At 41.7% G+C, this 26706-nt stretch carries 23 protein-coding genes and 1 riboswitch; of the genes, 12 read left to right on the top strand and 11 right to left on the bottom strand.

The window, feature by feature from the left end:
• Positions 1-179: 179 nt before the first annotated feature.
• The 12 genes from nirB (at position 180) to ABD960_RS08830 (ending at position 17871) form a co-directional block, all read left to right on the top strand.
• On the top strand, positions 180-2672 hold the full coding sequence (nirB, locus tag ABD960_RS08885; RefSeq protein WP_345330733.1) for a nitrite reductase large subunit NirB: 2493 nt from the start codon (positions 180-182) through the stop codon (positions 2670-2672).
• Between the two features lie 31 nt (positions 2673-2703).
• Positions 2704-3054, top strand: coding sequence for a nitrite reductase small subunit NirD (nirD, locus tag ABD960_RS08880; protein WP_345330731.1), 351 nt, complete (start codon positions 2704-2706; stop codon positions 3052-3054).
• 139 nt (positions 3055-3193) lie between these two features.
• Entirely contained in the window at positions 3194-4735 is a 1542-nt protein-coding gene (locus ABD960_RS08875) for an alginate export family protein (protein ID WP_345330729.1), read from the top strand.
• Positions 4736-4790: 55 nt separating this feature from the next.
• Positions 4791-6089, top strand: coding sequence for an MFS transporter (locus tag ABD960_RS08870; RefSeq protein WP_345330727.1), 1299 nt, complete (start codon positions 4791-4793; stop codon positions 6087-6089).
• A gap of 13 nt (positions 6090-6102) precedes the next feature.
• Positions 6103-9615, top strand: coding sequence for a molybdopterin-dependent oxidoreductase (locus ABD960_RS08865; protein WP_345330724.1), 3513 nt, complete (start codon positions 6103-6105; stop codon positions 9613-9615).
• Between the two features lies 1 nt (position 9616).
• On the top strand, positions 9617-11074 hold the full coding sequence (locus ABD960_RS08860) for a rubredoxin (RefSeq protein ID WP_345330722.1): 1458 nt from the start codon (positions 9617-9619) through the stop codon (positions 11072-11074).
• 146 nt (positions 11075-11220) lie between these two features.
• Positions 11221-13971: a glycoside hydrolase family 2 protein gene (locus ABD960_RS08855; RefSeq protein ID WP_345330720.1), complete on the top strand. Its 2751-nt coding sequence runs from the start codon at positions 11221-11223 to the stop codon at positions 13969-13971.
• A gap of 91 nt (positions 13972-14062) precedes the next feature.
• Positions 14063-14161: riboswitch (TPP riboswitch) on the top strand.
• Positions 14162-14262: 101 nt separating this feature from the next.
• Complete coding sequence (locus ABD960_RS08850; RefSeq protein WP_345330718.1) at positions 14263-14988, top strand: class I SAM-dependent methyltransferase; 726 nt, start codon at positions 14263-14265, stop codon at positions 14986-14988.
• A 4-nt stretch (positions 14989-14992) separates the two neighbouring features.
• A complete protein-coding gene (locus tag ABD960_RS08845; RefSeq protein WP_345330716.1) occupies positions 14993-16039 on the top strand; it encodes an AIR synthase-related protein in 1047 nt (348 codons plus the stop codon).
• Positions 16036-16707 carry a thiamine phosphate synthase gene (locus ABD960_RS08840; RefSeq protein WP_345330714.1) on the top strand — a complete coding sequence of 224 codons (672 nt, stop codon included), beginning with the start codon at positions 16036-16038 and terminating at the stop codon, positions 16705-16707. Before ABD960_RS08845 ends, ABD960_RS08840 begins: the two co-directional genes overlap by 4 nt.
• Positions 16685-16945 (top strand): Trm112 family protein, encoded by a 261-nt coding sequence (locus tag ABD960_RS08835; protein WP_345330712.1) that lies wholly within the window; start codon positions 16685-16687, stop codon positions 16943-16945. Before ABD960_RS08840 ends, ABD960_RS08835 begins: the two co-directional genes overlap by 23 nt.
• Positions 16946-17187: 242 nt before the next feature.
• Positions 17188-17871 (top strand): DUF421 domain-containing protein, encoded by a 684-nt coding sequence (locus ABD960_RS08830; protein WP_345330710.1) that lies wholly within the window; start codon positions 17188-17190, stop codon positions 17869-17871.
• A 376-nt stretch (positions 17872-18247) separates the two neighbouring features.
• Here ABD960_RS08830 and ABD960_RS08825 read toward each other — a convergent pair whose 3' ends face one another.
• The 11 genes from ABD960_RS08825 to ABD960_RS08775 all read right to left on the bottom strand — a co-directional run bounded on the left by ABD960_RS08825 (position 18248) and on the right by ABD960_RS08775 (position 26628).
• On the bottom strand, positions 18248-19282 hold the full coding sequence (locus ABD960_RS08825) for a basic secretory protein-like protein (protein WP_345330708.1): 1035 nt from the start codon (positions 19280-19282) through the stop codon (positions 18248-18250).
• Between the two features lie 339 nt (positions 19283-19621).
• Positions 19622-20020, bottom strand: coding sequence for a hypothetical protein (locus ABD960_RS08820; RefSeq protein WP_345330706.1), 399 nt, complete (start codon positions 20018-20020; stop codon positions 19622-19624).
• Position 20021: 1 nt separating this feature from the next.
• Positions 20022-21347, bottom strand: a complete 1326-nt coding sequence (locus tag ABD960_RS08815) for a phage/plasmid replication domain-containing protein (RefSeq protein WP_345330704.1) — start codon at positions 21345-21347, stop codon at positions 20022-20024.
• Between the two features lie 3 nt (positions 21348-21350).
• Positions 21351-21599: a hypothetical protein gene (locus ABD960_RS08810; protein WP_345330702.1), complete on the bottom strand. Its 249-nt coding sequence runs from the start codon at positions 21597-21599 to the stop codon at positions 21351-21353.
• A 288-nt stretch (positions 21600-21887) separates the two neighbouring features.
• Complete coding sequence (locus ABD960_RS08805; RefSeq protein ID WP_345330700.1) at positions 21888-22517, bottom strand: D-Ala-D-Ala carboxypeptidase family metallohydrolase; 630 nt, start codon at positions 22515-22517, stop codon at positions 21888-21890.
• A gap of 3 nt (positions 22518-22520) precedes the next feature.
• On the bottom strand, positions 22521-23381 hold the full coding sequence (locus ABD960_RS08800) for a hypothetical protein (RefSeq protein WP_345330698.1): 861 nt from the start codon (positions 23379-23381) through the stop codon (positions 22521-22523).
• 3 nt (positions 23382-23384) lie between these two features.
• On the bottom strand, positions 23385-24695 hold the full coding sequence (locus tag ABD960_RS08795) for an SGNH/GDSL hydrolase family protein (RefSeq protein ID WP_345330696.1): 1311 nt from the start codon (positions 24693-24695) through the stop codon (positions 23385-23387).
• Positions 24695-25108: a hypothetical protein gene (locus tag ABD960_RS08790; RefSeq protein ID WP_345330694.1), complete on the bottom strand. Its 414-nt coding sequence runs from the start codon at positions 25106-25108 to the stop codon at positions 24695-24697. Before ABD960_RS08790 ends, ABD960_RS08795 begins: the two co-directional genes overlap by 1 nt.
• Before the next feature lie 16 nt (positions 25109-25124).
• On the bottom strand, positions 25125-25703 hold the full coding sequence (locus ABD960_RS08785; RefSeq protein ID WP_345330692.1) for a hypothetical protein: 579 nt from the start codon (positions 25701-25703) through the stop codon (positions 25125-25127).
• Positions 25703-26305 carry a hypothetical protein gene (locus ABD960_RS08780; protein WP_345330690.1) on the bottom strand — a complete coding sequence of 201 codons (603 nt, stop codon included), beginning with the start codon at positions 26303-26305 and terminating at the stop codon, positions 25703-25705. The genes ABD960_RS08785 and ABD960_RS08780 overlap by 1 nt, the downstream gene beginning before the upstream one ends.
• The gene (locus tag ABD960_RS08775) at positions 26305-26628 is read right to left on the bottom strand and encodes a hypothetical protein (protein WP_345330688.1); all 324 of its coding nucleotides are present in this window, start codon (positions 26626-26628) and stop codon (positions 26305-26307) included. The genes ABD960_RS08780 and ABD960_RS08775 overlap by 1 nt, the downstream gene beginning before the upstream one ends.
• Between the last annotated feature and the right edge of the window lie 78 nt (positions 26629-26706).

Raw genomic sequence — 26706 nt, 5'->3', positions numbered from 1 at the left:
TTTTTTTTTATAATTAATTACTAAAATCATAATTATTATAAATTTTAACAAATTTTTATTGCTTTAATTATGATTTAAAATAGTAAATACCTATAATTGTTAACAAGAAATCATTTTTAGGTCGCTTTTAAAAATGTTTTCTCGTTTAAACAGGCTTTAACACACTTAAAAACTTTTTTATGTTGCAATCAACCATCATCGTGATTGGCAATGGCATGGTAGGATACAAGTTTTGCGAAAAACTTGTATCTAAAACCAGTAACTTCAATCTCATTGTTTTTGGCGAGGAGCCAAGGCATGCCTACGACAGGGTGCATCTGAGTGAATACTTTAATGGTAAAACGGCCGATGACTTATACATGTCGTCCCATTCATGGTATGAACAAAACAACATAACGCTTCATCTTGGTGATCCGGTGAATGAAATAGACCGGGAGAATAAAACGGTTCATTCACTTAAGGGCTTAACATTAAATTACGATTATTTAGTGCTGGCTACAGGCTCAGCACCATTTGTGCCCGATATCCCCGGCATTGAAAAAGATGGCGTATTCGTATACCGGACTATTGAGGACCTGGAATTAATTAAGGCATACGCATCAAAATCACGTTCGGGCACAGTAATAGGTGGCGGCTTGCTCGGCTTGGAAGCAGCCAAGGCGCTTATTGACCTGGGTATACAGGAAACCCATGTAGTTGAATTTGCGCCCCGCCTGATGCCGCGGCAAATTGATGATGCAGGTAGTAACATGCTGCAATCAAAACTTAAGCAGCTAAACGTAAATATTCATCTAAATAAATCCACCTCGGTTATTGAGGGCGAGGGGGCGGTAAGTTCATTAAAGTTTAACGACAACACAGAGCTTTTTACCGATATGCTGATAATATCTGCCGGTATTCGCCCGCGCGATGAGCTGGCCAAGCTATCCGGTTTAGAAACAGGTATACGCGGCGGTATAACGGTTAACGAGTGTATGCAAACCAGCGACCCCGCGATATACGCTATCGGTGAATGTGCTTTATATAACGGAATGATATATGGCCTGGTAGCGCCGGGTTACGATATGGCCGAGGTAGCTGTGTCAAAGATATTGAACACCGGCAAAACCTTTAACGGTTTTGATATGAGCACCAAACTTAAACTTATAGGGGTTGATGTAGCCAGCTTTGGCGATGCTTTTATAACAGAGCCTGATTGCCGCACAGTGGTTTTCGAAGATTCGCATAAAGGAGTTTATAAACGCATAAATATCAGCAGTGATGGTAAGCAACTGCTGGGTGGTATATTAATTGGAGATGCATCGGCCTATAACATGTTGCTGCAAACGGTGAACAACAAGATTGTTTTGCCGCCCGATCCGGAAGATATGATATTAGGTACACGTGGCGCTGGCGAATCTAATGCCGGTGCAGGTGTAATGAGTTTGCCCGATGAAGCGCTTATTTGCTCGTGCGAGGCTGTTACCAAGGGCGATATATATTCAGCTGTTTGCAACGACGGCGTAACAGATATTGCCGGGATGAAAAAATGCACTAAAGCCGGTACAGGCTGTGGTGGCTGCGTACCGCTGGTGAAGGACCTGATTGCCGGTACCATGAAGGCAAACGGGCAGTATGTAAAAAACGTTATCTGCGAACATTTCGATTACTCCCGGCAGGAACTGTTTGACCTTGTTAAAATGGATAAGGTAAAGAATTATGACCTTGTGCTTGACCATTTTGGTAAGGGCGACGGTTGTGAGGTTTGCAAACCTGTGGTGGCAGGCATCCTCTCCAGCCTTTGGAACGATGTTATAGTGAAACAAGATACTATACAGGATAGCAACGACCGCTTTTTAGCCAACATACAAAAAGGCGGAACATACTCTGTAGTACCCCGCATTCCAGGCGGAGAAATAACGCCCGATAAGCTGATCGTAATTGGGCAGGTTGCAAAGAAATATGGCTTATATACCAAAATAACAGGGGGGCAACGCATCGATCTTTTTGGCGCGCATGTAGGAGATTTGCCTTTGATATGGGAAGAACTCATAGTAGCCGGTTTTGAAAGCGGACACGCATATGGCAAGGCGCTTCGTACCGTTAAAAGCTGCGTTGGGAGCACATGGTGCCGCTTCGGCCTGCATGACAGCGTTTCGTTTGCAATTGAGGTAGAGGATCGGTACAAGGGTATACGCTCTCCGCATAAACTTAAGGGTGGTGTAAGCGGCTGTATACGCGAATGCGCCGAAGCCCAGGCTAAAGACTTTGGCATTATCGCGACTGAAAAAGGCTGGAACGTGTATGTATGTGGCAACGGCGGCTCCAAACCTCAGCATGCACAGCTGATAGCAGCCGATGTGGATAAAGAAACCTGCATAAAATACTTAGACAGATTTCTGATGTTTTACATAAAAACGGCCGATCCGCTTACCCGCACGGCCACATGGTTAAATAAAATGGAAGGCGGCATAGCTTATCTTAAAAACGTGGTAGTTAACGATAGTTTAGGCATAGGCGCTTTACTGGAAGATGAGATGCAGGGCCTGGTTAATACCTACCATTGCGAGTGGAAGGAAGTTGTTGAGAATCCGCAATTGCGTAAACGGTTCAATCATTTTATAAATGTTGATGAAAAAGATCCAAGCGTGAAGTTTGAAACTATGCGCGGACAGGTAAAGGCAAACTGGTAATCATCTATAAATTAAAAAAGAAGATACACACATGGAAACTACAATAGCATTACAATGGATACTGGCATGTTATGCCGACGATGTGCCCGAGAACGGCGGCGCTTGTATAAAGCATGGTGATGAGCAAATAGCTATTTATAACTTTAAGCGTAGGGGAGAGTGGTATGCAACACAAAACCTTTGCCCGCATAAACAGCAAATGGCGTTATCACGCGGCATGATAGGCAGTAGCGGCGAGACTTGTGAGCCAAAAGTGGCATGCCCCTTTCACAAAAAAACATTCTCATTGCTCACCGGCGCGTGTTTAACCGGCGATGAGTGTAATATAAAAACCTACCCGGTTAAAGTTGACGAAGGGCGGGTGTACATCGGTATAATGTAATTAACCTGGTAAAGCCCAAAAGCACTTGCCTATGGTAAAAACAAAGAATTATGTAAATAAAAAAGCCCTGTCGGGAGGTCGCATTCCCGGCCAGGGTTAGATAGTTCTTATTGCTTTAACAAATAAAAAACCATACCAAATGTACAAATTTGCATTTAACAGCCATGTCTTTGCATTTTTTTTGTCGGCTTATTTTTGCTTTTCGGTATTTGATACCAAAGCACAGCTTACATTCACGGGGCAATTAAGGCCGCGCACCGAAATAAGGGATGGTTACGGTACGCTGAAAACCAAAGGCAACAAAACGGCGGCATTCATATCTCAACGAACGCGGCTTGCATTAAATTATAAATGGAATAAGCTCATATTTCAAACATCCGTGCAGGATGTAAGGCTTTGGGGGCAGGATGCTTCAACGATTTCTGCCGCCGACGGCAATAAACTTAGTATGCATGAGGCTTGGGCCGAACTAATAATCGCTAACAAAAACGATACTTCTTTCAAAACATCTATCGTTGATTATCTCACCATCAAAATAGGGCGGCAGGAATTGGTTTATGATGATGAAAGGTTGTTGGGTAATCTGGATTGGATGCAACAGGGCCGGAGGCACGATGCGCTGGTTTTTAGGCTACTGGACAAGGGTTGGCAGGCTGATCTGGGTTTGGCTTTCAATCAGCATAGTGATGCTATCAATTATAACGGCACTTTTTATACACCCGCCAACGTACCAGCAACGGTTAAAGATAGCCGCGGAAATCTGGCCAACACACCTGCGGGATTTATCCCATTGGTTAATGCTGCAGGGGTAAGTGCTAAAAACGGCAATCCGGTATATGCTAATCCGCCCAACAGCAACGCAGCCAGTCAAAACTATAAATCACTACAATATTTTCACGTTGCCAAAAAAATCAGTAAAACCAAAATATCAGGTGTTTTCCTGGCCGATCAATTTGGTAAATATATAACCGACTCTGTAAAAAATGTTGCCGGCGAAGATATGGGCTACATTTATGGCAAACGCTTTAATCAACCTGGTGCACACACCCGCATAACTACCGGTTTGCTGGCTGCACCAGTGTTTAGACTAAAAGATCAATGGGCTGGTACCGCCGGCGTTTATTACCAGGGCGGACGTGACAGGGATGGCGTTGCTCTCTCTGCATGGATGTACACGGCTTCAATAAGTTATCGGCCGGAAACTCTAAATTATACGTTGGGCTGGGATTATCTTTCAGGCAATAATGCATTTTCGTCGTCAGCCACCAATCGCCGGTTCGATCCCTTGTATGGTACACCGCACAAGTTTTGGGGTTACATGGATTATTTTTATGCCGTTAGCGGTGCACCTGCCGGTGGTTTGAGTGACCCGTATGCCAAAGTACGTTATACCTCCCCCGGAAAGAATTTCTACGCCGAGCTAGCCGGGCATTATTTTTTATTGAGCGCTGATCAAAAAGATACAACAGGACAACCGGTAAATAAAAACCTTGGTACTGAGCTGGATTTTACTGCCGGATACAAATTTAATAAATACACAGCGGTCGATTTAGGCTTTAGCTATATGGCAGCAACACACAGTATGGAATATGCCAAGGGTATTACACCCGGCACTGCTGAACTACAACCCATGTGGGCTTATTTGCAATTAAACATAAAGCCGGAGTTTTTAAATAAATAACCATTCATCTTTTCGCATATAATTTAATTATCACCACAAATCAAAACAATCACAAATGAAAAACCAACTGAATAAGATCAACATATTCTCGATAAAAGGTGTGCAAATGCGCACTTTTCATATCACCTGGCTCATGTTCTTTGTTTGTTTTTTTGGATGGTTCGGGTTGGCACCCCTAATGCCAACCATTCGTGCCGAATTGGGCCTTAGTAAAGCCCAGGTAGGTAACATCATCATCGCATCTGTAACGGCTACTATTATAGCCCGCCTTATAATTGGTAAATTATGTGATACCTGGGGGCCTCGTAAAACGGCTGTAAGGTTACTGCTTGTAGGTTCCATACCCGTATTTCTGGTTGGCCTGGCTAATGATTATACCACGTTTTTACTGTTCAGGCTGGCAATAGGGGTTATCGGCGCATCCTTTGTAATTACGCAGTTCCATACATCCATGATGTTTGCTCCGCAGATAAAAGGTACAGCGAACGCCATTACCGGTGGCTGGGGTAATTTGGGTGGTGGCATAACCAACATGGTAATGCCACTGATTTTTGCCGCAATTGTAAGCTTTGGTTATACCGATGCGCAAGCCTGGCGTTATGCAATGATTTTGCCCGGGGTAATGATGCTTGCGGTAGCATTTTTGTATAACAGATACACTAAGGACACCCCAAACGGGAACTACGATGAAATTGGCTATACGCAAAATAAGGATACGAAAACCGATTGGAGCGTACTTTCCGACTGGCGTATATGGGCGCTAACCATTGCTTATGGTATGTGTTTTGGTATGGAGATAACGTTTGACAATGTAGCCTCACTGCATTTTGTTGATACGTTTGGCTTGCCGCAAAGCAGCGCAGGTTTTTGGGCAGGCGTGTTCGGTTTCATGAATATTTTTGCCCGTGCCATGGGCGGCATCGTGTCCGACAAGGTAGGCGCCAGATTTGGTTTGCGCGGCAAAGGATTACTGCTGGCTGGAGTGCTGTTATTAGAAGGTATAGGGCTTATCATATTTGCGCAGGCGGGTTCACTTACGCTGGCCATAATCTCCATGTTAACGTTTGCGCTATTTCTCAAGATGTCCAACGGTGCCACTTATGGTATAGTACCTTTTATAAACTCTAAAAACGTCGGTTTGGTAAGTGGCATTGTGGGTGCCGGCGGTAATTTAGGCGGCATGTTCTTTGGTATGCTGTTTAAAGCAGAAAGTATTACCTATGTGCAGGCCTTTACCTACATAGGTTATGTGGTTATTGCTGCGTCTGTCATCGTATTACTCACGCGCTTCCAAAAGCAACCGGCATTAAAGCCTGAAACCGATAGCCAATTGCTCACCAGTACCGTTGCCTAATCAAATTGCTGTTATGCCGTCCAAAAATAAAAAAGATACGCGTGTTACATCCACTTGCTGCTACTGCGGGGTTGGCTGTGGCGTACTTATCAATAAAGAGCGGAACGGCTCAATTACCGTTGAAGGTAATAAGGATTACCCGGTTAATAAGGGCATGCTTTGCAGCAAGGGCATGAACCTGCACTATACGGTTAATGACAAAAGTGATCGTTTGCTTTATCCGCAAATGCGGTACAATAAAAATATGCCGCTGCAGCGTGTTTCGTGGGATGACGCCCTTAACCGCACCGCCGCCGTGTTTAAAACGTTCATCAATAAATACGGACCAGACTCAGTGGCGTTTTATGCATCCGGACAATGTTTAACCGAAGAATATTATGTGATAAATAAACTCATAAAGGGTTTTATTGGCAGTAATAATATTGATACCAACTCGCGTTTGTGTATGAGCAGCGCTGTAGTAGGTTATAAAATGGCATTGGGCGAGGATTGCGTACCCGTTTGTTATGATGATATTGAACTGGCCGACCTGTTTTATGTTACAGGCGCTAACCCCGCCTGGTGCCATCCAATTTTATGGCGACGGGTAGAGGCGCACAAAGCGGCTAATCCTGATGTAAAGATCATCGTAGTTGACCCCCGGGTTACCGATACCTGCGCCTTGGCCGACCTGCATTTACAGATAAATCCGGGTACAGATGTAACGCTTAACCATGCCATTGGCAGGGTGCTGATAGAGAATGGCGACATTGACCTGGATTTTATAACCAACCATGCCGAAGGCTTTGAGCAGTACAGCGCAATTGTTTTTAAACGGACTATTGCCGAAGCAGCTGAAATTTGCGGCGTAACAGAAAGTGATATACGTTTGGCAGCACTTTACATCAGCGAAGCCAAGGGCTTTATTACAATGTGGACGATGGGGCTTAACCAGAGTGCAATCGGCGTAAATAAAAATCTTAGCCTTATAAATCTCAACTTAATAACAGGCCATATCGGCAAACCAGGTTCGGGGCCATTGTCGCTCACTGGTCAGCCTAATGCAATGGGCGGCCGGGAGGTTGGCGGTTTATCAAACCTGATGCCCGCACACCGGGATTTGAATAACCCTGTGCATCGTGAAGAGGTACAGAAGTTTTGGGGTGGAAATGCTATAAACCCAAAACCGGGATTAACGGCTACCGAAATGTTTGAAGCGTTACATGACGGTCGGCTTAAGGCCATATGGATCATCTGCACCAATCCGCTTACAAGTTTGCCAAATGCGAGATTAGCTGAGGAGGTCCTTAAAAAAGCGAATTACGTTGTCGTGCAGGACATCAGCAACAAACCCGAAACTCTGCAATATGCTGATGTGATACTACCTGCCGCGGCCTGGGCAGAAAAAGAGGGTACCATGACCAATTCTGAAAGGCGCATAAGTTACCTGCACAAAGCCGTTGACGCTCCCGGCGAAGCTTTGCCCGATGCGGAGATTATATGTCGCTTTGCTCGCAAAATGGGGTTCAACGGTTTTGATTACCAAAAACCGGCCGACATTTATGCCGAACATGTACGCCTGACGGCAAAAACCAACATAGATATCAGCGGGCTTAATTATGATATCATTAAAGAGCATGGTTCGGTGCAATGGCCGTATAAAAAGAAACGATACGTAAAAGACAGTAGTCGCCTGTTTATCAACCGGCAATTTTACACCCCAACACAAAAGGCCTGCATACATGCAGTACCAGATGAACTCACCAGCGAAAATACAGATAGTAATTACCCTTTTGTGCTTACCACCGGTCGTATACGAGATCAGTGGCATACAATGAGTAAAACCGCAAAGGTGAACAAGCTTAACCAGCATTACAAGCAAGCTTTTGTTGAAATACATCCTAATGATGCAAACGGGCTGGGTTTGACTGACGGCGATATAGCTGTCATTAAATCGCGCAGAGGGGAGGTGCGGGTTAAAGTCCATATTTCTACCGAGATAAAACAGGGCGTTATATTTTTACCAATGCACTGGGGTAAAATACTGGGTAGCGATCTTAACCGTGCCAATAATCTTACAAATGATCTTATTGACCCTGTATCAAAGGAGCCTGACTTTAAATTTTGTGCGGTAAGCATAACCAAATATACCAAGCCCAAGCAGCATATTGTGGTAATAGGTGCCGGGGCAGGATCATATGGTTTTGTAAAATCGTACCGCGAACTAAACCCGGACGATGAGATTACCATCTTTAGTAAAGAGAACTTCCCGTTTTATAACCGTGTAATGTTGCCCGATTATATAAGCGGCGAGCAAAGTTGGGATCAACTGGTAAAAATGAAAGACTCAGAAGAACCGGCTTATAACATACAGTTACTACGTGGGATTAGTGTAGAAGAGGTGAACCGGAATGAAAAATATGTAATTGATTCCAGAGGATGTAAAACCACCTATGATGTGCTGTTAATGGCCACAGGCAGCCGCGCTTCGGTACCTAAAAATGTTCCATTGCTCCCCGGCATATTCACCATGCGCAACCGCACTGATGCCGATAATTTTAGGAAGCACGTACCCAAAGGCGGGCACGTGCTCATTGTGGGCGGCGGTCTGTTAGGGTTGGAAATGGCTGCCTCACTACGTGAAATAGGCATTCACATTACCATTTTACAACGAACATCGCGCTTTTTAAACCGACAGTTGGATGAATTAGGCAGCCAGCTATTACACGAGGAAATGGTTGACCAGGGTTGCGACATTTATTATGACGACGAAGTGCAGCTTTTTTACGGGCGAAATAAACTGACTGGGGTAGGCCTGAAAAGCGGACGTAAAATAGATTGTGATGCCATGATACTGTCAATTGGTACCACGCCTAACCTCGAACTCGCTAAAGCTTGCGGGTTGGATTGCAAACGGGGTGTAGTAGTAAACGAACGCCTTATAACAAGCGACCCCAACATTTATGCTATCGGCGAAATAGCTGAGTTTGAGGGAACGCTTTACGGTATTACCGCAGCCGCCGAGCAACAGGCAGAAGTGGTTGCGCGCTACATGAACGGCGATATTGCCAGCTACTATAAAGGCAGCCTGTTTATGAATATCATCAAAATACATGGGTTTGACCTGTGCAGCATCGGCCTGTCTGAATGCCCGGATGATACTTTTGAAGAAATTGTATTTATTGATAAAGCCAAGCGCTACTATAAAAAATGCATTATTCATAATGACAGGTTGGTAGGCACGATATTGATTGGCGATAAAAGTGAGTTTAATGAGTTTAGAGAGCTTATTGCTAATAAAACAGAGTTAAGTGGTAAGCGTTTGCAATTATTGCGCAGCGGCAATAAAGCAGAGCCGGTATTAGGCAAGCTGGTGTGCAGCTGCAACAATGTTGGGGCAGATAACATTCGCAAAAAAATTGCCGAAGGATATACAGCGCTTATAGATATATGCTCGGCTACCGGAGCAGGTACCGGTTGTGGCTCATGCCGCCCGGAGGTTAAACGTTTATTGGAGGAAAGTTTAAATACTGCTTTGCAAGCATAATATGGAAACGCAACAACATACGGTCAAGGTTAATCTATGCGGCGGGGTAGTATCCGCCGGCGACCTATACGAAATTTTGTTGATAGCACAGCGCGCCGGTGCTACAGAGGTGTGTTTCGGTACAAGGCAGCAATTGTTCTTTAATATTAACAGCAACATGCTTGAAGATTTGGAGTACAGCATGCTTGCCGCTGCTATAAATTATGAATTGAACGCTGATCAGCGTCCTAACATGGTTAGCTCGTACGTTGCTGATACTATATTCAACTCCGAAGGCTGGCTAACCGAAGGTGTTTATAAAGATATATTCGACCTGTTTACCCACCAACCACAGGTTAAAATAAACCTGGTAGATAGTTCTCAAACTTTTGTGCCGTTCTTTACAGGCAACCTTAATTTTATTTCTTCGGCAATAAGTAACTATTGGTACTTATATGTACGCTTTCCAAAAACCAATCAAATATGCTGTTGCCCGGTATTAATTTATTCGGATGATATACCCGAAGCAAGTAAAAAAATAGAGCAGCTTATATTTCACCATAAAGACGAGTTTTATGAGCAGCTTAACGTGAATGAACTTCGCTTTTTTGAACTACTTAAAGAACGGGTTGGTTTCTCTCAACCCGTTACCGATAAATTGATATTGCCAGATTTTCAACTACCGTATTATGAAGGGTTTAATAAGCATGGCAACAAGCTATGGTTGGGAATCTATCGTCGTAACGAGTATTTTTCTATAGATTTTTTGACCGATGTTTGTCAACTGTGCCTGCAAACACGCATAGGGCAATTATATATCACTCCATGGAAATCGCTACTGATTAAAAATATAGATAACAACGATAAGTCGGCCTGGGGCAGGTTACTTAACAAGCACCGGCTTAATGTGCGCCATGCCGCCAATGAACTCAACTGGCAAACAGAAGACCAATGCCGCGAAGGGCTCGAACTAAAAAAACAATTAGTGCGTGAGTTTGAAGAAGCAGACTTGCGAACTTATCGTTTATGTTTTGCCATAAAAACACAGGCGCGCAGCGGGTTGTTCGGTTCAATTATACTTAAAAAAAGAGACGCTGATTGGGATGTAATGTATACCCGTGATTTTAACCCTAACTCTAAAGATTTTGTTACCTACAAAAAGCGTGTACCACGCAACGGGTTAAGTAAAAGTTTGGAAGAGCTGTGTCAGCTGTATTATAATTTTTATAGCGATAACGAACCTGATATAGCAGTCACAGGCAAAGCCGATAATACGTACGGCTCATTGCCTGACACTAAGCAGGTGTATCAATGTGTTCATTGTTTAAGTATTTATGATGATGCTTACGGCGATGAGCTGAAAGGTATTGCGGCCGGCACTGATTTTAACGTGCTTAATGATTATGATTGCCCGGTTTGTAGCGCTCCTAAACAAGATTTTATCCTTATAAATTGGTCTGTCACAACACAAAGCTTGTAAGCAGATACAGCTGCACTTTTCTAACATTTAGGATATACTCTATTAATCTAAAGTCAGTTTCTTTACAACAGTTACGCAAACGTTACCGTAGATTAGGTTTGCACTGAACAATAGTAATGGTTAGTTTCAAAACAAATAACCAAAAAATGAAACCGACCTACTTGTTTTGCCTATTCCTGCTCTATTCTGTAAGCGCTTTCTCACAACAAACAATAAAGAGATATTTGTCGGGTACGGATAAAGACCACACTGTGCTTTGGGATTTTTATTGTACCGAAGGGCGTAAAAGCGGCCAATGGACTAAGATACCTGTACCATCTCAATGGGAAACGCATGGTTTTGGCAATTACAATTACGGGCACGATAAGGTAAAGTATAAAGAACAGGGTCAATATAAAACTACTTTCGCAACCGAGCCCGGATGGAAAGGCAAACATATTTTTATTGTGTTTGAAGGATCAATGACAGACACCAGGGTAATGGTGAACGGCAAGCAGGCCGGTGATATCCATCAGGGTGGATTTTACAGGTTTAAATATGATATTACCGATCTTTTAAAATTAACTGGTCAAAATTTATTAGAAGTTACTGTAGATAAGCAGTCGGCCAATAAATCCGTAAATAAAGCTGAGAACGGCGATTTTTGGATCTTCGGCGGTATCTTTCGTCCGGTATATCTGGAGATAACGCCCGAAACATATATCGACCGTTTGGCCGTTAATGCGGCTGCAGATGGTACATTCACAATGGATGTTTACGCTGCTAACCTAAAGGGCGGCGAAACTATTGAAGGCCAGGTTCAAAAATTAAACGGGCAGAAAGTTGGCAAGCCATTCAAAACAATAGCGCAAAGCGATAGGGAATTTCAACAGCTAAACACAACATTTGTTAACCCCTTAAAATGGAGTGCTGAGTATCCGAATTTGTATCGGGCTGTTATTAGTATAAAAAGTAAAAACGGTGCCGTATTACATCAGGTTAAACAAAAGTTCGGGTTCCGTACAATCGAAATACGTAAAAATGATGGACTGTATCTGAACGGTGCAAGGATTGTATTAAAAGGTGTTAATCGCCACAGTTTTTGGCCGGAAAGTGGCCGCACACTTAGCCGCGGCGTTCACATGTTAGATGTACAAGCTATTAAAGGAATGAACATGAATGCGGTACGAATGTCACATTACCCGCCCGACCAGGAGTTTTTAGATATATGTGATTCTGTTGGCGTATATGTGTTAGATGAATTAACAGGCTGGCAGGCAAGCTATGATAACATTGTAGGCCGTAAATTAGTTAAGGAATTGGTAGTACGTGATGTTAATCATCCATCTATCCTGTTTTGGGACAACGGCAACGAAGGTGGTTTTAACCGCGGCCTGGATAATGATTACAGGTTGTATGATCCGCAAAACAGAACTGTACTGCATCCCTGGGAAAAATTTAACAACACCAATACCAAGCACTATCCGGATTATAACTACGTGGCAAACACGTTACTAAAAGACGCAGATGGTGGCGTATTTTTCCCCACAGAATTTATGCATGGCCTTTATGATGGTGGTGCAGGCGCCGGCCTGGATGATTTTTGGAATGCCATGTTAAGATATAAAGCTAATGCGGGCGGCTTTATATGGGTGCTGGGTGATGAAGCGCTTATTCGGACTGATAAAAATAATGCTTATGATGCCGATGGTAACCATGCACCGGATGGTATAGTTGGCCCGCATCGCGAAAAAGAAGCCAGTTACTATACAATAAAGGAAATATGGTCGCCTATCTATATTGATCCGCAGCCTATTAACGAAAAATTTGACGGGAAGTTAGCTATCGAAAATCGATATTCATTCACCAATCTCCAGGCCTGCACATTTAAATGGAAGCTTGTTAAATTTCCGGGCGCTTCGGTAAAAACAACAGCTTCCGTAATAACACTAACCGGAAAACCGACCCCTTTATCATTAGCGCCTGGGGCAACAGGTATCCTCAACTTAAAATTACCCGCGGGTTGGGCTAACAATGATGCCCTATATTTAACCGCGTACGACGTCAACAAAAAAGAAGTATTCACCTGGAGCTGGCCTATCACCGCGCCGGCCAAAATAGCAAAAGCAAAAATCCCGTGGGTGAAAATGCCAATTATGGGCAAAGAAAATGCTGAAGAAGTTGTAATAACTGCTAATCGTATAAAATACTACTTTAATAAAAGCACCGGTTATTTGATTAAAGTTGTTAAGCCGAATACAACGGTCTCATTGTCAGGAGGCCCGGCGTTAGCCGGTGTGAAAACACGGTTGAAAAATTTCAACTATAAACAGGAAGATGGCAGCCATACAATTGAAGCGGATTACGACGGTGATGCCTCGCTACACGTAAGGTGGGTATTTGCCTGGGGCAAGCCCGTACAGTTACAATACACGTACAGGCAAAGTGGCGATGTTGATTTTCACGGTATCAGCTTCAATTACCCGGAGAGCAAAGTTACAGGGGCGAAGTGGCTTGGTCGCGGGCCATATAAGGTTTGGAAAAACCGGTTGCGCGGTCAACAGTTTGGCGTATGGTATAAAAAATATAATAACGGCATCACCGGAGAAAAGTGGGATTACCCTGAATTTAAGGGATATCACCAGGAGGTTAACTGGATAACCATCGAAAATAACGAAGCGCCGTTTACCGTATACAGTGATGACAAAAATATCTTTGTGCAATTGTATAAACAGGATAGGGCTAATGCTACGCTTGACAGGGTAGAACCGCCGATGCCCGCCGGTGATATCAGTTTTTTGCAGGGCATAAGCGCCGTTGGTACAAAGTTTCAGGATGCTAAGGATCTGGGCCCACAGAGTCAAAAAAACAAACTTACCGGCGAAGCTATAAGCGGTACATTATTGTTTGAATTTTAAGGCAATTACTTTGATAGATTTTTATTTAGCATTGATTATGAGATAAATATAAATTTAACTTGCATTGTAATACGACAATGCATACCTTGCCAACACTTGCACGGGGTGCTTTTACAACAGTAAAGGCTGAGATAATACCCGACAACCTGATACGGATAATACCGGCGGAGGGATGCATAGGTTTCATTAGGATGTTACAGCTTTATAGCTGTTCAATTTAATATAAAAGCCTTGTTTCTGTGCCGCTTTTACGGTACCGGGAGCAAGGCTTTTACTTTTAATACCTATCTGATGGAACTAAAACAAAACGGCGACTTCTGGCTCATGACCCGCAGCCTTACCAACTGGCAAGGCCGAAAAGAATGGTTTTTTAACCGCGAACATACTGACACTTACGAGCAATGGTACGAAGGGCGTTACAAGCGTGCCGAGGTATGGCAAAAAAAAGTAATGGCGCAGTTACTTAAAAAGGATGCACGTGTTAAAGAACTGCTGGAGTTTGGCTGCGGAACCACGCGCTTTACCCGCTGGTGGCACGAGATAGGCATTGAAGCTACCGGTGGCGATCTTTCGCCATTTATGCTTGGCCAGGCCGTACACTTGTTTAAAGGAGATTTGGTTAATGCCGATTCGCACTATATGCCATTTAAGGATCATACTTTTGACGCCGTTGCATTTATAACCACATTTGAGTACTATCGTGATCCGGTACAGGTTATCCGCGAGGCGGCAAGGGTAGGGCGGTACGGCATTGCCTTCGGTATGATGAACCGCAATTCGCCCAAGGTGCTGCGTCGGCGAGTACAGCAAATATTCGGTAAAAACCCATTTTACGTAACGGCTACTTTTTACACACCCGGTATGCTGATCGAAAAGATAGAGGAGGCGTTGCAAGGGCGTAACTATAGTTTGGAATGGACTTGTACCGGTTTGCCCGAGTGGTTCCCGGTGCAGCAGTGGAATGTACCCGTGGGTGATTTTTTTGGATTGTATGTAAAGTTCAACGATAAAACTTAGCCGCATGAATCAACTATCCGGAAAAATTTCTGGCGGCGGTTTCAGTGAATTGATATTGCCGCGCCTGGGCTTTGAGCGAAGCAATGTTAAGCATGGACCGGCCTTTGGCGTAGATGTTTCAGTGATTGATATTGGTGCGGGTACCGGTTTGGCGCTCACAAGCGACCCACTTTCACTCATTCCATCACTCGGACTGGCGGAGTCTGCATGGCTTTCGGTTCATTTAATGGCTAATGATATGGCAACAACCGGTTTTTCGCCTATGTATGCACAAATGGTGCTTAACCTGCCTCAAACTTTATCGCAGCCTGATTTCGCTGTTTATTGGGATCATATACATCACTATTGTAAAGCTATAGGAGTTTCCTTAACAGGAGGGCACACCTGCAGTATAGCCGGGCAAAACTCCACAATTGCCGGCGGAGGCACCATGTTACTTACAGCTCCTGTTAATGATATTTTAGTGAGCAGTAAGGCTCAGCAAGGCGATGTAATCATCGTTACTAAAGAATGTGCCTTATCGTCAGCTGCTATACTGGCCATGAGTTTCCCGGAAACGGTAAAAAACAAACTTGGCACAGCGATTTACCATAATTGCTGTGACCTATTTCAACAAACCTCTTCGCTACCAGATGCGCTTGCCGCTAAGGCAACCGGGCAGGTAACCGCCATGCACGATGTTACGGAAGGTGGAGTGCTCGGCGCTGTTTACGAGATGGCACTTGCGTCAGGGCTCGGCGTACGGGTTAATAATTATGCTTTGCCGATAGGCTACGTACAGCAAAAGCTAACTGAGCTTTTTGGTATTGATCAGCGCTATTGTGTAGGCGCAGGCTCAATGATTATAGCCGTTACGCCAAGAGCGGAGCAAACCGTAATAGCGGCGCTTAATGCACATCAAATTAAAGCCACCGCCATAGGCAGTTTCGTTAATCAGCAACACGGTTGTAAATTGATTGATGTAAATAATAACGAACAAATTATGCCATACTTTGAGAAGGATCCTTACTGGGATGCTTTTTTTAAAGCTTACAACGAAGGGTGGAAATGAGTGAAATTAAAGCTATAACTGGCGGCGTATATTTGGTTATTGATCCGGCTATGGAACGGTCGCTGCTGCTATCAAAGCTTGCGGCAGCTTTAAAAGCCGGACTCGCGGCCGTTCAGCTCTGGAATAATTCGTTGGCGGGTACCAATAAGTTGGAATATATCGCCACGGTTTCCGGGTTATGTGCTGCTTATAACGTGCCTTTATTTATTGACAATGAGTGGGAACTATTAGTTGAGTCACCTTTTTTGGATGGCGTACACTTTGATGCCATTCCTAATGATTACGAGTTGATCAAGCGACACATCAGCCGTCCGTTTCTGGCAGGTATAACCTGTTCCGGTGATGTTGATGTTGTTAGATGGGCTGATAAGAACCGCTTGCACTATGTTTCATTCTGTGCTATGTTTCCATCACTTTCGGCAGGTAGTTGTACTATTGTAACGCCTTCAACAGTGAAACAAGCGAAAGAAATTACCACGCTGCCTTTGATTGTTTCAGGTGGTATAACGCCTGATAATATGCTCGATCTTAAAAGGCAAACGCCGTTTGATGGCATCGCCGTAATATCTGGTATAATGAGCGCTGCCAATCCGTATCACGAAGTTTTACGTTACAAAAACGCTTTAACAAAAAACTATAATAATTATGAAAATCAATACGATAAATAAGCTTTGCTGCCCGTTTGATAAGCAGGATTTGCAATTGAAAATATTGGCTCAGGATACAGGGAAAAATGTAATAGAAGGCTTGCTGTCATGCAAGTGCTGTAGCAGGGTTTACCCCATAGTTTACGGCGTGCCTATTATGGCGCCTGACGAGTACCGGCAAATACAAGTGGAGCAGCCGATTATTGAGCGTTGGAGAATCGAATATAAACTTGATCCGCTTAATTTGTTACCCGGTTAATAAAACAGACCTGTTCATTAAAATACTGATTTGTGGGACGCCGTTATTTTGTTTTTGATAAGCGAAAGGGGATAGGTTACTTTAATTTTATTCGGGTAAAATCAGTAAATGTTATAACCGGTTTAAAAAGTAAACATATAATAAAGGCGTGTGCCTAAATCGCGATTGTAACTTATCTAGGGAGTAAACAACAAAAACGTATTATATTCTGTTTATCGGGTATTCTTAATACTATTTGATATATGGAATTTGACCTGCATAAGATATTTGTTAATGATCTCGACTTAAGTTATATCACGGAGATTGTTTTACGCACTGTTTTAATGTTCGCTTTCATCTTAATATTGCTCCGGCTGTCGGGCAAGAAAGGGGTGAGGCAACTCAGTATTTTTGAGGTAGCAATTATTATCGCGCTTGGCTCTGCAGCCGGCGATCCGATGTTTAATAAAGATTTTGCCATTCTTCCATCGCTTTTAGTATTTGTGATCATCTTAGCATTTTACCGCGTACTTACTTATTTTGCAGCTAAAAACGAAAAGTTTGAAAACATACTTGAAGGTAACGCCATGTACATAATTGAAGATGGCATGTTTACGTTACAGGAAGAGACTGATAATACATTTGCTAAGGATGAATTTTTTGCTGAGATGCGCGGCATGAGCATAGAACATGTAGGGCAGGTGCGCACTGCCATCCTGGAAACTAACGGGCAGGTAAGCTTTTTCTTTTATAATGATGACGAAGTTCGGCCGGGGTTACCTGTTCTACCAAAGCCCTACAACCAGCGCTCAAAGCATGTTAAAGCAGACGGTGCCTATGCTTGCACATTTTGCGGGCAGGTTGAAGAACGAACCACCGCGGGGCAGTGTAAGCGTTGTAACCATGACGAATGGGTTGCTGCAATCCAAACGCGAAGAACAACATAGGGATAAAAGTTTTATAATTTATTAAAACTTAACATCGATAATTAGGTAAACATTATACATAACAATATTTTTGCAGACCCTTATTTTTACTATGTCTGCACCCTCAATATCGATATCTTCGGACGTCAACAAATGTCCGAAGTGTGGTAACGTAATTTTAACCCGGCTTAAACGCAATTTACTTGTTAAAACTATCTCGCCCGGTTCTAAACGCTATAAGTGCATGAAATGCTTTACTACTTTTCATGTAAAAAATCAGTAAACTTAATAGATAGTTGAAGTAAATTACCTACTGGGTTGTCCTTAATTAATTGGAACGGAGTTATCCGGCTGCGAAAAGACAAATAAATCCGTTTCAATCATAGTGTGTGATTTCTCAAATGTTTTTGCTGCTGTAAATCAAATGCAAAACAGGATCGGCTGAATAGGCTGCCCACAATTCATCAAGTGTTTTACCTGACAGGTCAACCCAAGTACTTTCTTTAAACGTGCCGTTTCTGAGCTGTTTATCAATAGCTACAATCATTCCTGGTTTGATTTTTTGGTCTATCCATTCAAAAAAACGAGCTGTAACGCGGTAGCTGTCTTTATAACCCTGCGGTTTAGCCTTAAATGACGGCAGAAACCATTTTGAACCCACATTATCTACACCGTATTTGTAGCGGATAAAGTCGGCGATACCCTCGGTCAGCCAAACCAGATCACGGCCGTAACTGTACCCATAACCCTGAACAATATGCATACCTTCGTGTGTAACTACGTCAACATCATAGGGAAACTTGTTCATGTATTTCGTAGAAAATAAAATACGGTTTCCTGAAGCCTCGGCTACGCCATTGTAAGCTGTATCGGTTACAAATACCACATCGTGCGTGGCTTTATCGTTAAACATGCTTACAAGTTTTGGATAAACCTCGAAATACGTTTCGATCAAATTCTTTTGAATTGTAGCGTCAAAATTTGAGTTTTTATTAATAAATACCAGCGAATATCCGTCTTTTTTTACTGTATCTACCGATGACCAGTTTTTATGAAACGCGTTATCAAGATGTTGTGCTAAACCTGCGAGGTTCTTTTTATTTTTGAGCCATTTACCATTAACTACAATTTCTCCCGGGATAGCTTTTATTGTAAAGCTTTTAGCGGTATCTATAATGCGCATCGTTACTTCACGCTTTGTACGATAACCATCGGCTGTAGCAAAACCTGGATAGGTATTTCTAAAAGCGACGCCAATCTTAGCCGTGTCAACCTTGGTTTTTGCAACATCATTGATTATTATGCTGTAAGGTTTTGGTTGAAAGCGCCGGCGCTGTGTGTTTTGTCCGTTAGCATTGCCTGATGTGCTTTGAGCAAAAGCTGCTACGTAAAAAAGTAAAAGCAAATTTGTGCTGGTAAATAGTTTAATCATTTGTTGGTTGGTTTTTAGTGTAAATATAAGTTATGCCAAACTAAGCGCATGTAAAAAGGATGTTGCTTTTATTTGGATTTTAAACCAACGCCAATAAATTCTATCTAACTAAAAATATTCTAATAATTAATAGTATGTAAACTATAGGTTTTTCCCTTTTGAGCCGGTTATTAGAAATACCTCAGTAGGAGCGAGGAAACCAGGAGGGCAACGGTAGTATGTCAGCTTAGTACAAGTACCCGATTTCGCATCAGGAGTACACCACTAAGATAGATAAAAGATTTACAATACAAAAAATTATTAATTTTTTTTTGTACTGTAAATCAATGAGTTACAAACTTAAAAAAAATCATTTATGGTTAAAGTGCTTTTATTCAGCTTTGCAACAATACGATCTTTTAATTTACTATCATTTTGCATAGTATAAACAGGCTTTAAATTAGCGTCATATATAGTAACGTTATCAAAACCTAAACCAAAAGATAAATACAAATCCTCTTTACCATCAGCACGAGAAATTAATAACAAATCCTTATCTAAAATCTGTTTTGAACCCTTAATCAGAAAGATTGTCGGAAAGTCACGACCCGAGGCAAAAACAACGTTAGATAGTTGCGGTTTTTCCTTATTAACGTGAATAGACAAGGAAACAGACGGAATAGAGGATGTGCAGTAGTTTAGCTGAGCAGAGGCATTTAAACCAATACCTAAGAGCAATAAGGTTAATAGAGTTTTCATTTTAATGTGTATTATGAATATGACCAAATATAGCTAAATACTCTTGATAGTCAAGCGACGGAGGAGGTATGTCAACCAGGCGACCATGTGAAGTAACACCGAGTTCATTAAGTTGCTTTTGATACCTAAAAAACGTCGAACGAGGCAAAAGGTTAGATTTGCGAAGATCATCAAGCGAATAATATTGCGTAAGCAAAGACAAAGCCACGACCATAGGTTTATTGAACGAGTTTTTGCGCCGCAAAGCCGCATCACTAAGCTCATCTCGTTCTTTATTCTTTTGATCTACCCGCTCAATAACATCCATAATAGACAGTTTACAATTAAGCTGAAATTTTTTAACATAACCCCAAAAGAAACGATACAACTCATCAAAAACCGGCTTACTAAAATGTACATCACCGGTACGAATAGCGGTAGCCTGTACGACAGGCGCACAAACATAATTATGACCACGCTCACAGAAGTTTAAAACATCCCTGTATAATTGCGGCTGCATTTGCCTAAATGATTTACGTGAACGCTCATTAAAGAAAAATTTAACATAATCGGAATAAAGCTGTTTTTCACGAAAGAAATAATCTATTTGCGCTTTGCGGAATGTAATCTCATAACGCAACATCCTATCAGATTGATCCTGTAACTCTAAAAGCGGAATACCTGTAGGATTTTTAATAGAAAGTTTACGCTTATCATGTTTATGAAACTCAGTTCCTTTATGATATATTTTAAAAGAATAACGCTTGGTAACATAAGTTAAAGACGTATCATAATTAGTATAATCATTCTTTGTTGAACGAGCATATTTCGGCAATAATTGCTTTTGCTCACTGAGATATTTTAAAGCGTCATATTTAGAATTAAAGAACTGATTATAACTAAAATCAATACGATGAATAGAAATATCTTTGAAATCAATGGGTTCAAGGCTATACTTATTAAAAAATGATTTTATGAAGCCCATCAAATAACGATACATACCGTCGCTATCCTGGTCATGCCATTTTACAAACTGTAAAATATTTGAACCATATAAATATTTTGGAATTGAAAACTCAAAATCTAAGCAATCACTTTTGATATAATATTTATACAGTAGTTTATAATTAGAAGAAGCGTTATACAGACTGTTAGATTTAGTAAGAGGAATAATATTACCGGTATCATGGTGCAGTATAGCCCTAACTTTAGTATCATTGAAACACTCACCGGTATTCTCATCCACAGAGATAAGGGTTTTTCCCTCTTTGTCCGTGTGTTCATACCTGAATTTAGTAAGCGGATAATTGCTGACATTGTTTAATCTTAGTTTAATGGTATCGATCATAGTTTAATTAAATAGTTGTAGCTGTTTAGCCAACCAATCATCATGAGTTTGATTTGCCAGGTTAGCATGATGCCGGCGCTCATCGTAAAAACCTTTACGAGCAGCTTCAAGAAATAAGTGTTGGTTAAGCTGTTTAACAAGTTCCGGTATCATTTCAAGAGGAAAACGATCAAGCGAAAACTTAACGGATGCCTTATTATCAGGCGAAACGTCAACCTCATAAAAGAGCATATAAGAGTTTTGTTCAGGCATAACATAGTTTTAAAGGTTAAAAAAAAAGTGCCTGACCGAAGCCAAGCACCTATTAACAAGGTTTATTTAGACAGAGAAATTACCGCCAGGCGACCAAGAACGCCAACGATTTAGTAACGACGACCACGACGGCGAGAACGGAAAGAACGGGTAAACCGTTTTCCATAACGCCGAGCAGAACGGTAACGGCGACGACGGCCAGTAGAACCGCCATTTAACATAAAGTACCAAACGGCAGCCAAACCGGCAGCAAGTACAAGCAAATGCTTTTTAATGAAATCCACAGTATTAACGAGTTATACGTTTAAAAATAAAGAAACCAAGAAGCCCAATTACGGCTAAAATCGAGTAGTTACGGCGGGTATCGGGTAAAAGAAAATCTTTTAGTTTACGCAACTTAGTTTCATCTTTTGTTTTATCCCATTCGGCGAACACGGTTTGACCAACGTCACCGATATCAATATGAATACCCCACTTATAAATACCTAAACCGCCGGGGAGTTTAAATTCACGATAGAACATTGCTAAATCTTGCGGTAATTTAGTACCTATATCAATAGCATGGCCTTTAGTGTGCAAAGAGTTTGTAGCGGAACCAGGAACAGTTTTATTATACTCAGGCGAACGGTACGACGAGTTAATAACTAACTTATGGTTTTTGCCGTTCGTAGTGTACCATTGCTGAGTAAGCAACTGCAAGCGAAGCAACAACATTTTGTGCAACTTGGTATAAGAGGCAACCGGATTTTTAGTTAATAAATCACCGAGAGTATAACCGAATATAATCGGATAAGAAAGATTTGAATTCTTATCAAATACAATATAACTACCCTCGATACGAAAGCGATTAGCCGCCGCATCTGTTTTAAGTTGATTATCAAACGCATTGGCGTTATCGAATTTTACAGGTACACTCATAATTTAGCGTGAAAGAGTTTGATTAAAGCGAATAACAGCGTCAATAATAACAGACACATCAGATTTAGTAACGTCAGTAAAGAAACCGGCAGAACCTATAGTTGCATCTGAAAACAAAGATGTACCATTCTGATAGTGAGTATAAGCACCAAGCGCAACAGGAGTAACACCGCCAACGAGGGGAGGAGGAACGTTTGAAACGGTAGCAACAACAGCCTTATTACTATAGAGTTCAACCACACCGTCAATAATAGATACACCAATAAGACCGGTAGTTCTGATAGCATCAGCAGAACGAGCACCATCTACAGTTGTATTAGCTACACCATCATATAAACGACCAGTCAAAGCGTTACCGGCAGAAGCCAGGTTATAATGACTTGACAAGAAAATGAGTGATGAGTTCGGAGTGTTACTACGAGCGCCGAGAATACAACTACTAATAGCCGACTCAGGTTCAGTAATATAAGCAAAAGCGAAAAAACCATTTATATCACCTGAAAGGGTATAGTGAGTATTACCGAAACGAGATGAAGCGGCGGCAAGCTTATACCCCTTATCAACATGAGCGGCGGCGCTATCAGCACTAAATGTAATTCGGTACGCAGCATCATTGTCCAAATAGTTAAGAAAATTTAATTTGTGACAAGAAGCGGCAGAGCCAACCATAGGGTATAAAGCACGACCCTTAGAAAACACATTGCCATTATCAAGATCATTTTTCAACAACTGCAAGGCACCACGTTGTAGATCAGGTAATGAAACCTGAGAAGCAGTTTCAAAACCGCTAACATGTTCACCAATAGCAGAGGTAAAACCGACCGATATAGAAGCAAAGTTCTTATTTGAATAGATTATATCCATAGCTTACAATGAGTATTTATTTTTATAATAGGTATTCATACCGGAGCCTAACCACAAACCAAATTTTTTGTGACCGGCTATATTTGGGTGCAACTTATCAGGTGACAAAGGCGAAGATGTTTGCGCATCTGAATACATGTTTTCGTAATTAAAACCACTTTCAGAGTAAGCATTGAACGCCTTAACGCCGTACCGAAAACAAACCTCTAACATAGCATGAACCATATCATCAGCGTTTAAATTGGTAGCGGTATTAGTAGCGGGAAACCCCGAGGTAGCACGTTGCAAAGGGGTTACAAAAAACAAATCGGAGATTTTATTACGCCGCTGCAAATAGGAAAACATAAACTTCATAGCGCCTATAATGGTATCAGTACCTGTACTTGACATAGTACCGAGCGTACACGAACGACCTATTAAATCATTAGTACCACCAAAAATAATTTGACCATCAGGGATAAAAGAAGCGTTTGAGGTATCAAGACGTGATGTTTCACACATTGGTGTACCAATACCACCAGGATTATAAATAGCAGGTGGAACCGACAACGATGAACCGGCTATGCCGTTAGCAACGACGTTACATTTAAAAACATCCCTGATTATAGCCCAATAAATATTCTGATCTGTAATACCGTCTTGCGGACGGGGAGCAGTAGTTATACTATCACCCTCAAACCAAAAATTGCGACCTTTAAGGGCATTGTAAAAATCGATACCCTCAACATAACGAACCTTTAACGTACCATCCTTAGTAAGACGGAGCGCACAAGCGCCGGTTAAATTATCCTTTAGGGCTATAATATCATCATTCTCACCGTTAACAATAGTAAATTTTCCAGGAACACCGAAGCCCTGAGTAAAGAACCTACCAAGATTATCAAGCAGAGCGGCATAATTGCCAACAAGGTCACGTAAACCAAAAATATGAGTTTCGGTATCAGGCTGTACTATATCAAACTTATCTTTAATTACCGCTAAAGAGCGTATTTGTTGTTGATTATAATAATTAGAAAGAAACGCAGAAACATCAGTTACTTTATAGGTTAATACGTAAGCATTGCCAGTATCAAAAATAGCACCATCAGTAAAAATCTTACCGGACGGCGGTTCAGGGAATACCAACGGCTGACCATCACCGCCAAGAAAGTTAATGTAAGTACCAATCTGTGTGACGGGAAACCAGGAGCGACCCGCAGAATGAACACCGGGAACAGTATCAAGATTAGGAGGCCCGAGATTAGACGTAACAGAAAGGGTAGAAGTAGTAGCGCCGGAACCAAAAGAACCGGCGAGTATTTGAGCAATATCCATTATGCAATACCCCCTATATTAATATTAGTACCCCCAACAGGGTTAGGAGAAACACCGGTAATAATTATGCTAAACTTCTCACCGCCTACAATTCCGGAAAAATAATTATCAATTGTATAAGAACCGACCAAAGCGCCGGACGGAACACCGAAATTACCCGAAAAACTATCTATCAACTCACCACCTGAGTAACGGCGGTTAACCGTATAAAAGACGGCAATAACACCGTTAACAGCATTGGAAAGGCTTGCGGAAACCTTAACAGTGTATTTATTTACACGAACAACAGTTCCGAATATAGAAGCCTCAGCGACAACAGGAGGAGCAACGATAGGAGGAGGTTTAGTTACTTTAGAAGAAGCGGCAACAAAGCGCTCAACAAACGACGTAGTTTGTAAATTCAAAATATCCATAAAGGTTAAAAAAAAATTATTCGGCTAAAACCCGATAACCTGAGATAGAAATTGAGAAAGAGTAATTCGCAGTATGAGCGCCCGAAGTTTGCCCCGTTTGCTGAAAAGAATTTCCAACGATTGAAAACTTAGCACCGGAGATATTAATATTCCTAACAATGTGAACCGCAAGAGGGTTAAACGGCAAAGGCTGATTTGCGTTAGGGTACAGACCGGCAATAAATGAACGGAAAGACGTAGCACCCGCCATTAAGTCACCACCCGCCATAGAAACAAATTGCCTCAACTCACCATCCAACTCATATTCTAACAGAGTAAAAGACGGTTTTCCGTCAACATCTAAAGAAACATCAAGAGCGGGGTGAATAAACTGCATTAAACCAACATAAGTTCGTGTTTGAAACTGAGAGGTTTTTTCATCAGTACTATTATTAGGAAAATATTTACCAGGAAATTGAATACAGCCTACAAACGGATTAACCATACGAGGCTTATCCGAAAAGCTATCAGTAATTAATTGCTTTACCCATTCCTCAGTAAAATAGTCTATATTCTTAACTATAAGGTCAGAATGAGTTTTTTGATCAAATTGCATTAAGGTACTTTAGATATCCAACTTTGAATTTGTTTAAGTTCCTTATCACTTAAAACAACGGTCAAATGATAACGGAGTGTACCGTATAATTTTGAACCGCCATTGGAAAGAAACATATCGTTCCAAACATCACCATCGAAAATATGAGCAATCGAATTTCGATAATTTTTCAATTCACGCTGACCATAACAGATAGCGACTAACTGAAAAGTCTGAATAGACATAGATTTAACAGTCCTCAAAATAGCGTCCTCATCAACAGACGACCGATCAAGCATTTGATTTAAAGCGTTAGCACTTGTAACATGCGTGTTATTAGGGCTATAACCCTGAGTAGCTAAACTTTTTTTCAAACTTTCAAGACCGGAACCCTCAGCAGCAGGACGACTTGTAAAGTGTTCTAAACCATCTTTGTCAACATCTTTACTTGCTGACTGAAAAAGAGTAGAACCGAAGAACTTTTTGTAAATAGTATAAACAAGCAACCCGCCACCGGCGAGCATAGCCATGTTTATATAGCCGGAATATTTACCGGCAGACGCAAAACCTTTTTTAAGGTCAAATTTGCGCCCCCTAAAGGAGCGCATCTTTGTATATCTCATTAGTTACCATGTTCAGGGTAATCGTCCTCACCACCATCGTCGCCGGGGTTCATGAAATCTTGAATATAGCGAACGATAAATATGAAAGATATTGCGAAAAGCGCCTTAACATACCACTCATCCAGGACAAGAATAGCCTTATCTTTAAGCGTAAGCGGTTTAGCGTCGGGTTCGTTATTGGCAAGTGCTGTTTTTTTAAGCTTTGCAGCCTCTTGTTGTTTAGAGAACCAAACATCCATATTACGCTGAATATCATCATGTTCAGGAGCAGTAATAGGAGCGACTTTAAGTAATACCTTACTTATTAAGTTTTGAATTTTCACAGTTTAAAATATAAAGTTGAATAACAATTAAGAGATAATAAATACTTAACTAATAGAAAGTTAAAGCCAATCAACTAA

The organism is Mucilaginibacter defluvii, assembly GCF_039543225.1.
Taxonomy (GTDB): Bacteria; Bacteroidota; Bacteroidia; order Sphingobacteriales; family Sphingobacteriaceae; genus Mucilaginibacter; species Mucilaginibacter defluvii.
Note: the sequence above shows the minus strand (reverse complement) of the source record. Positions and strands in the feature narration are given on the sequence as shown.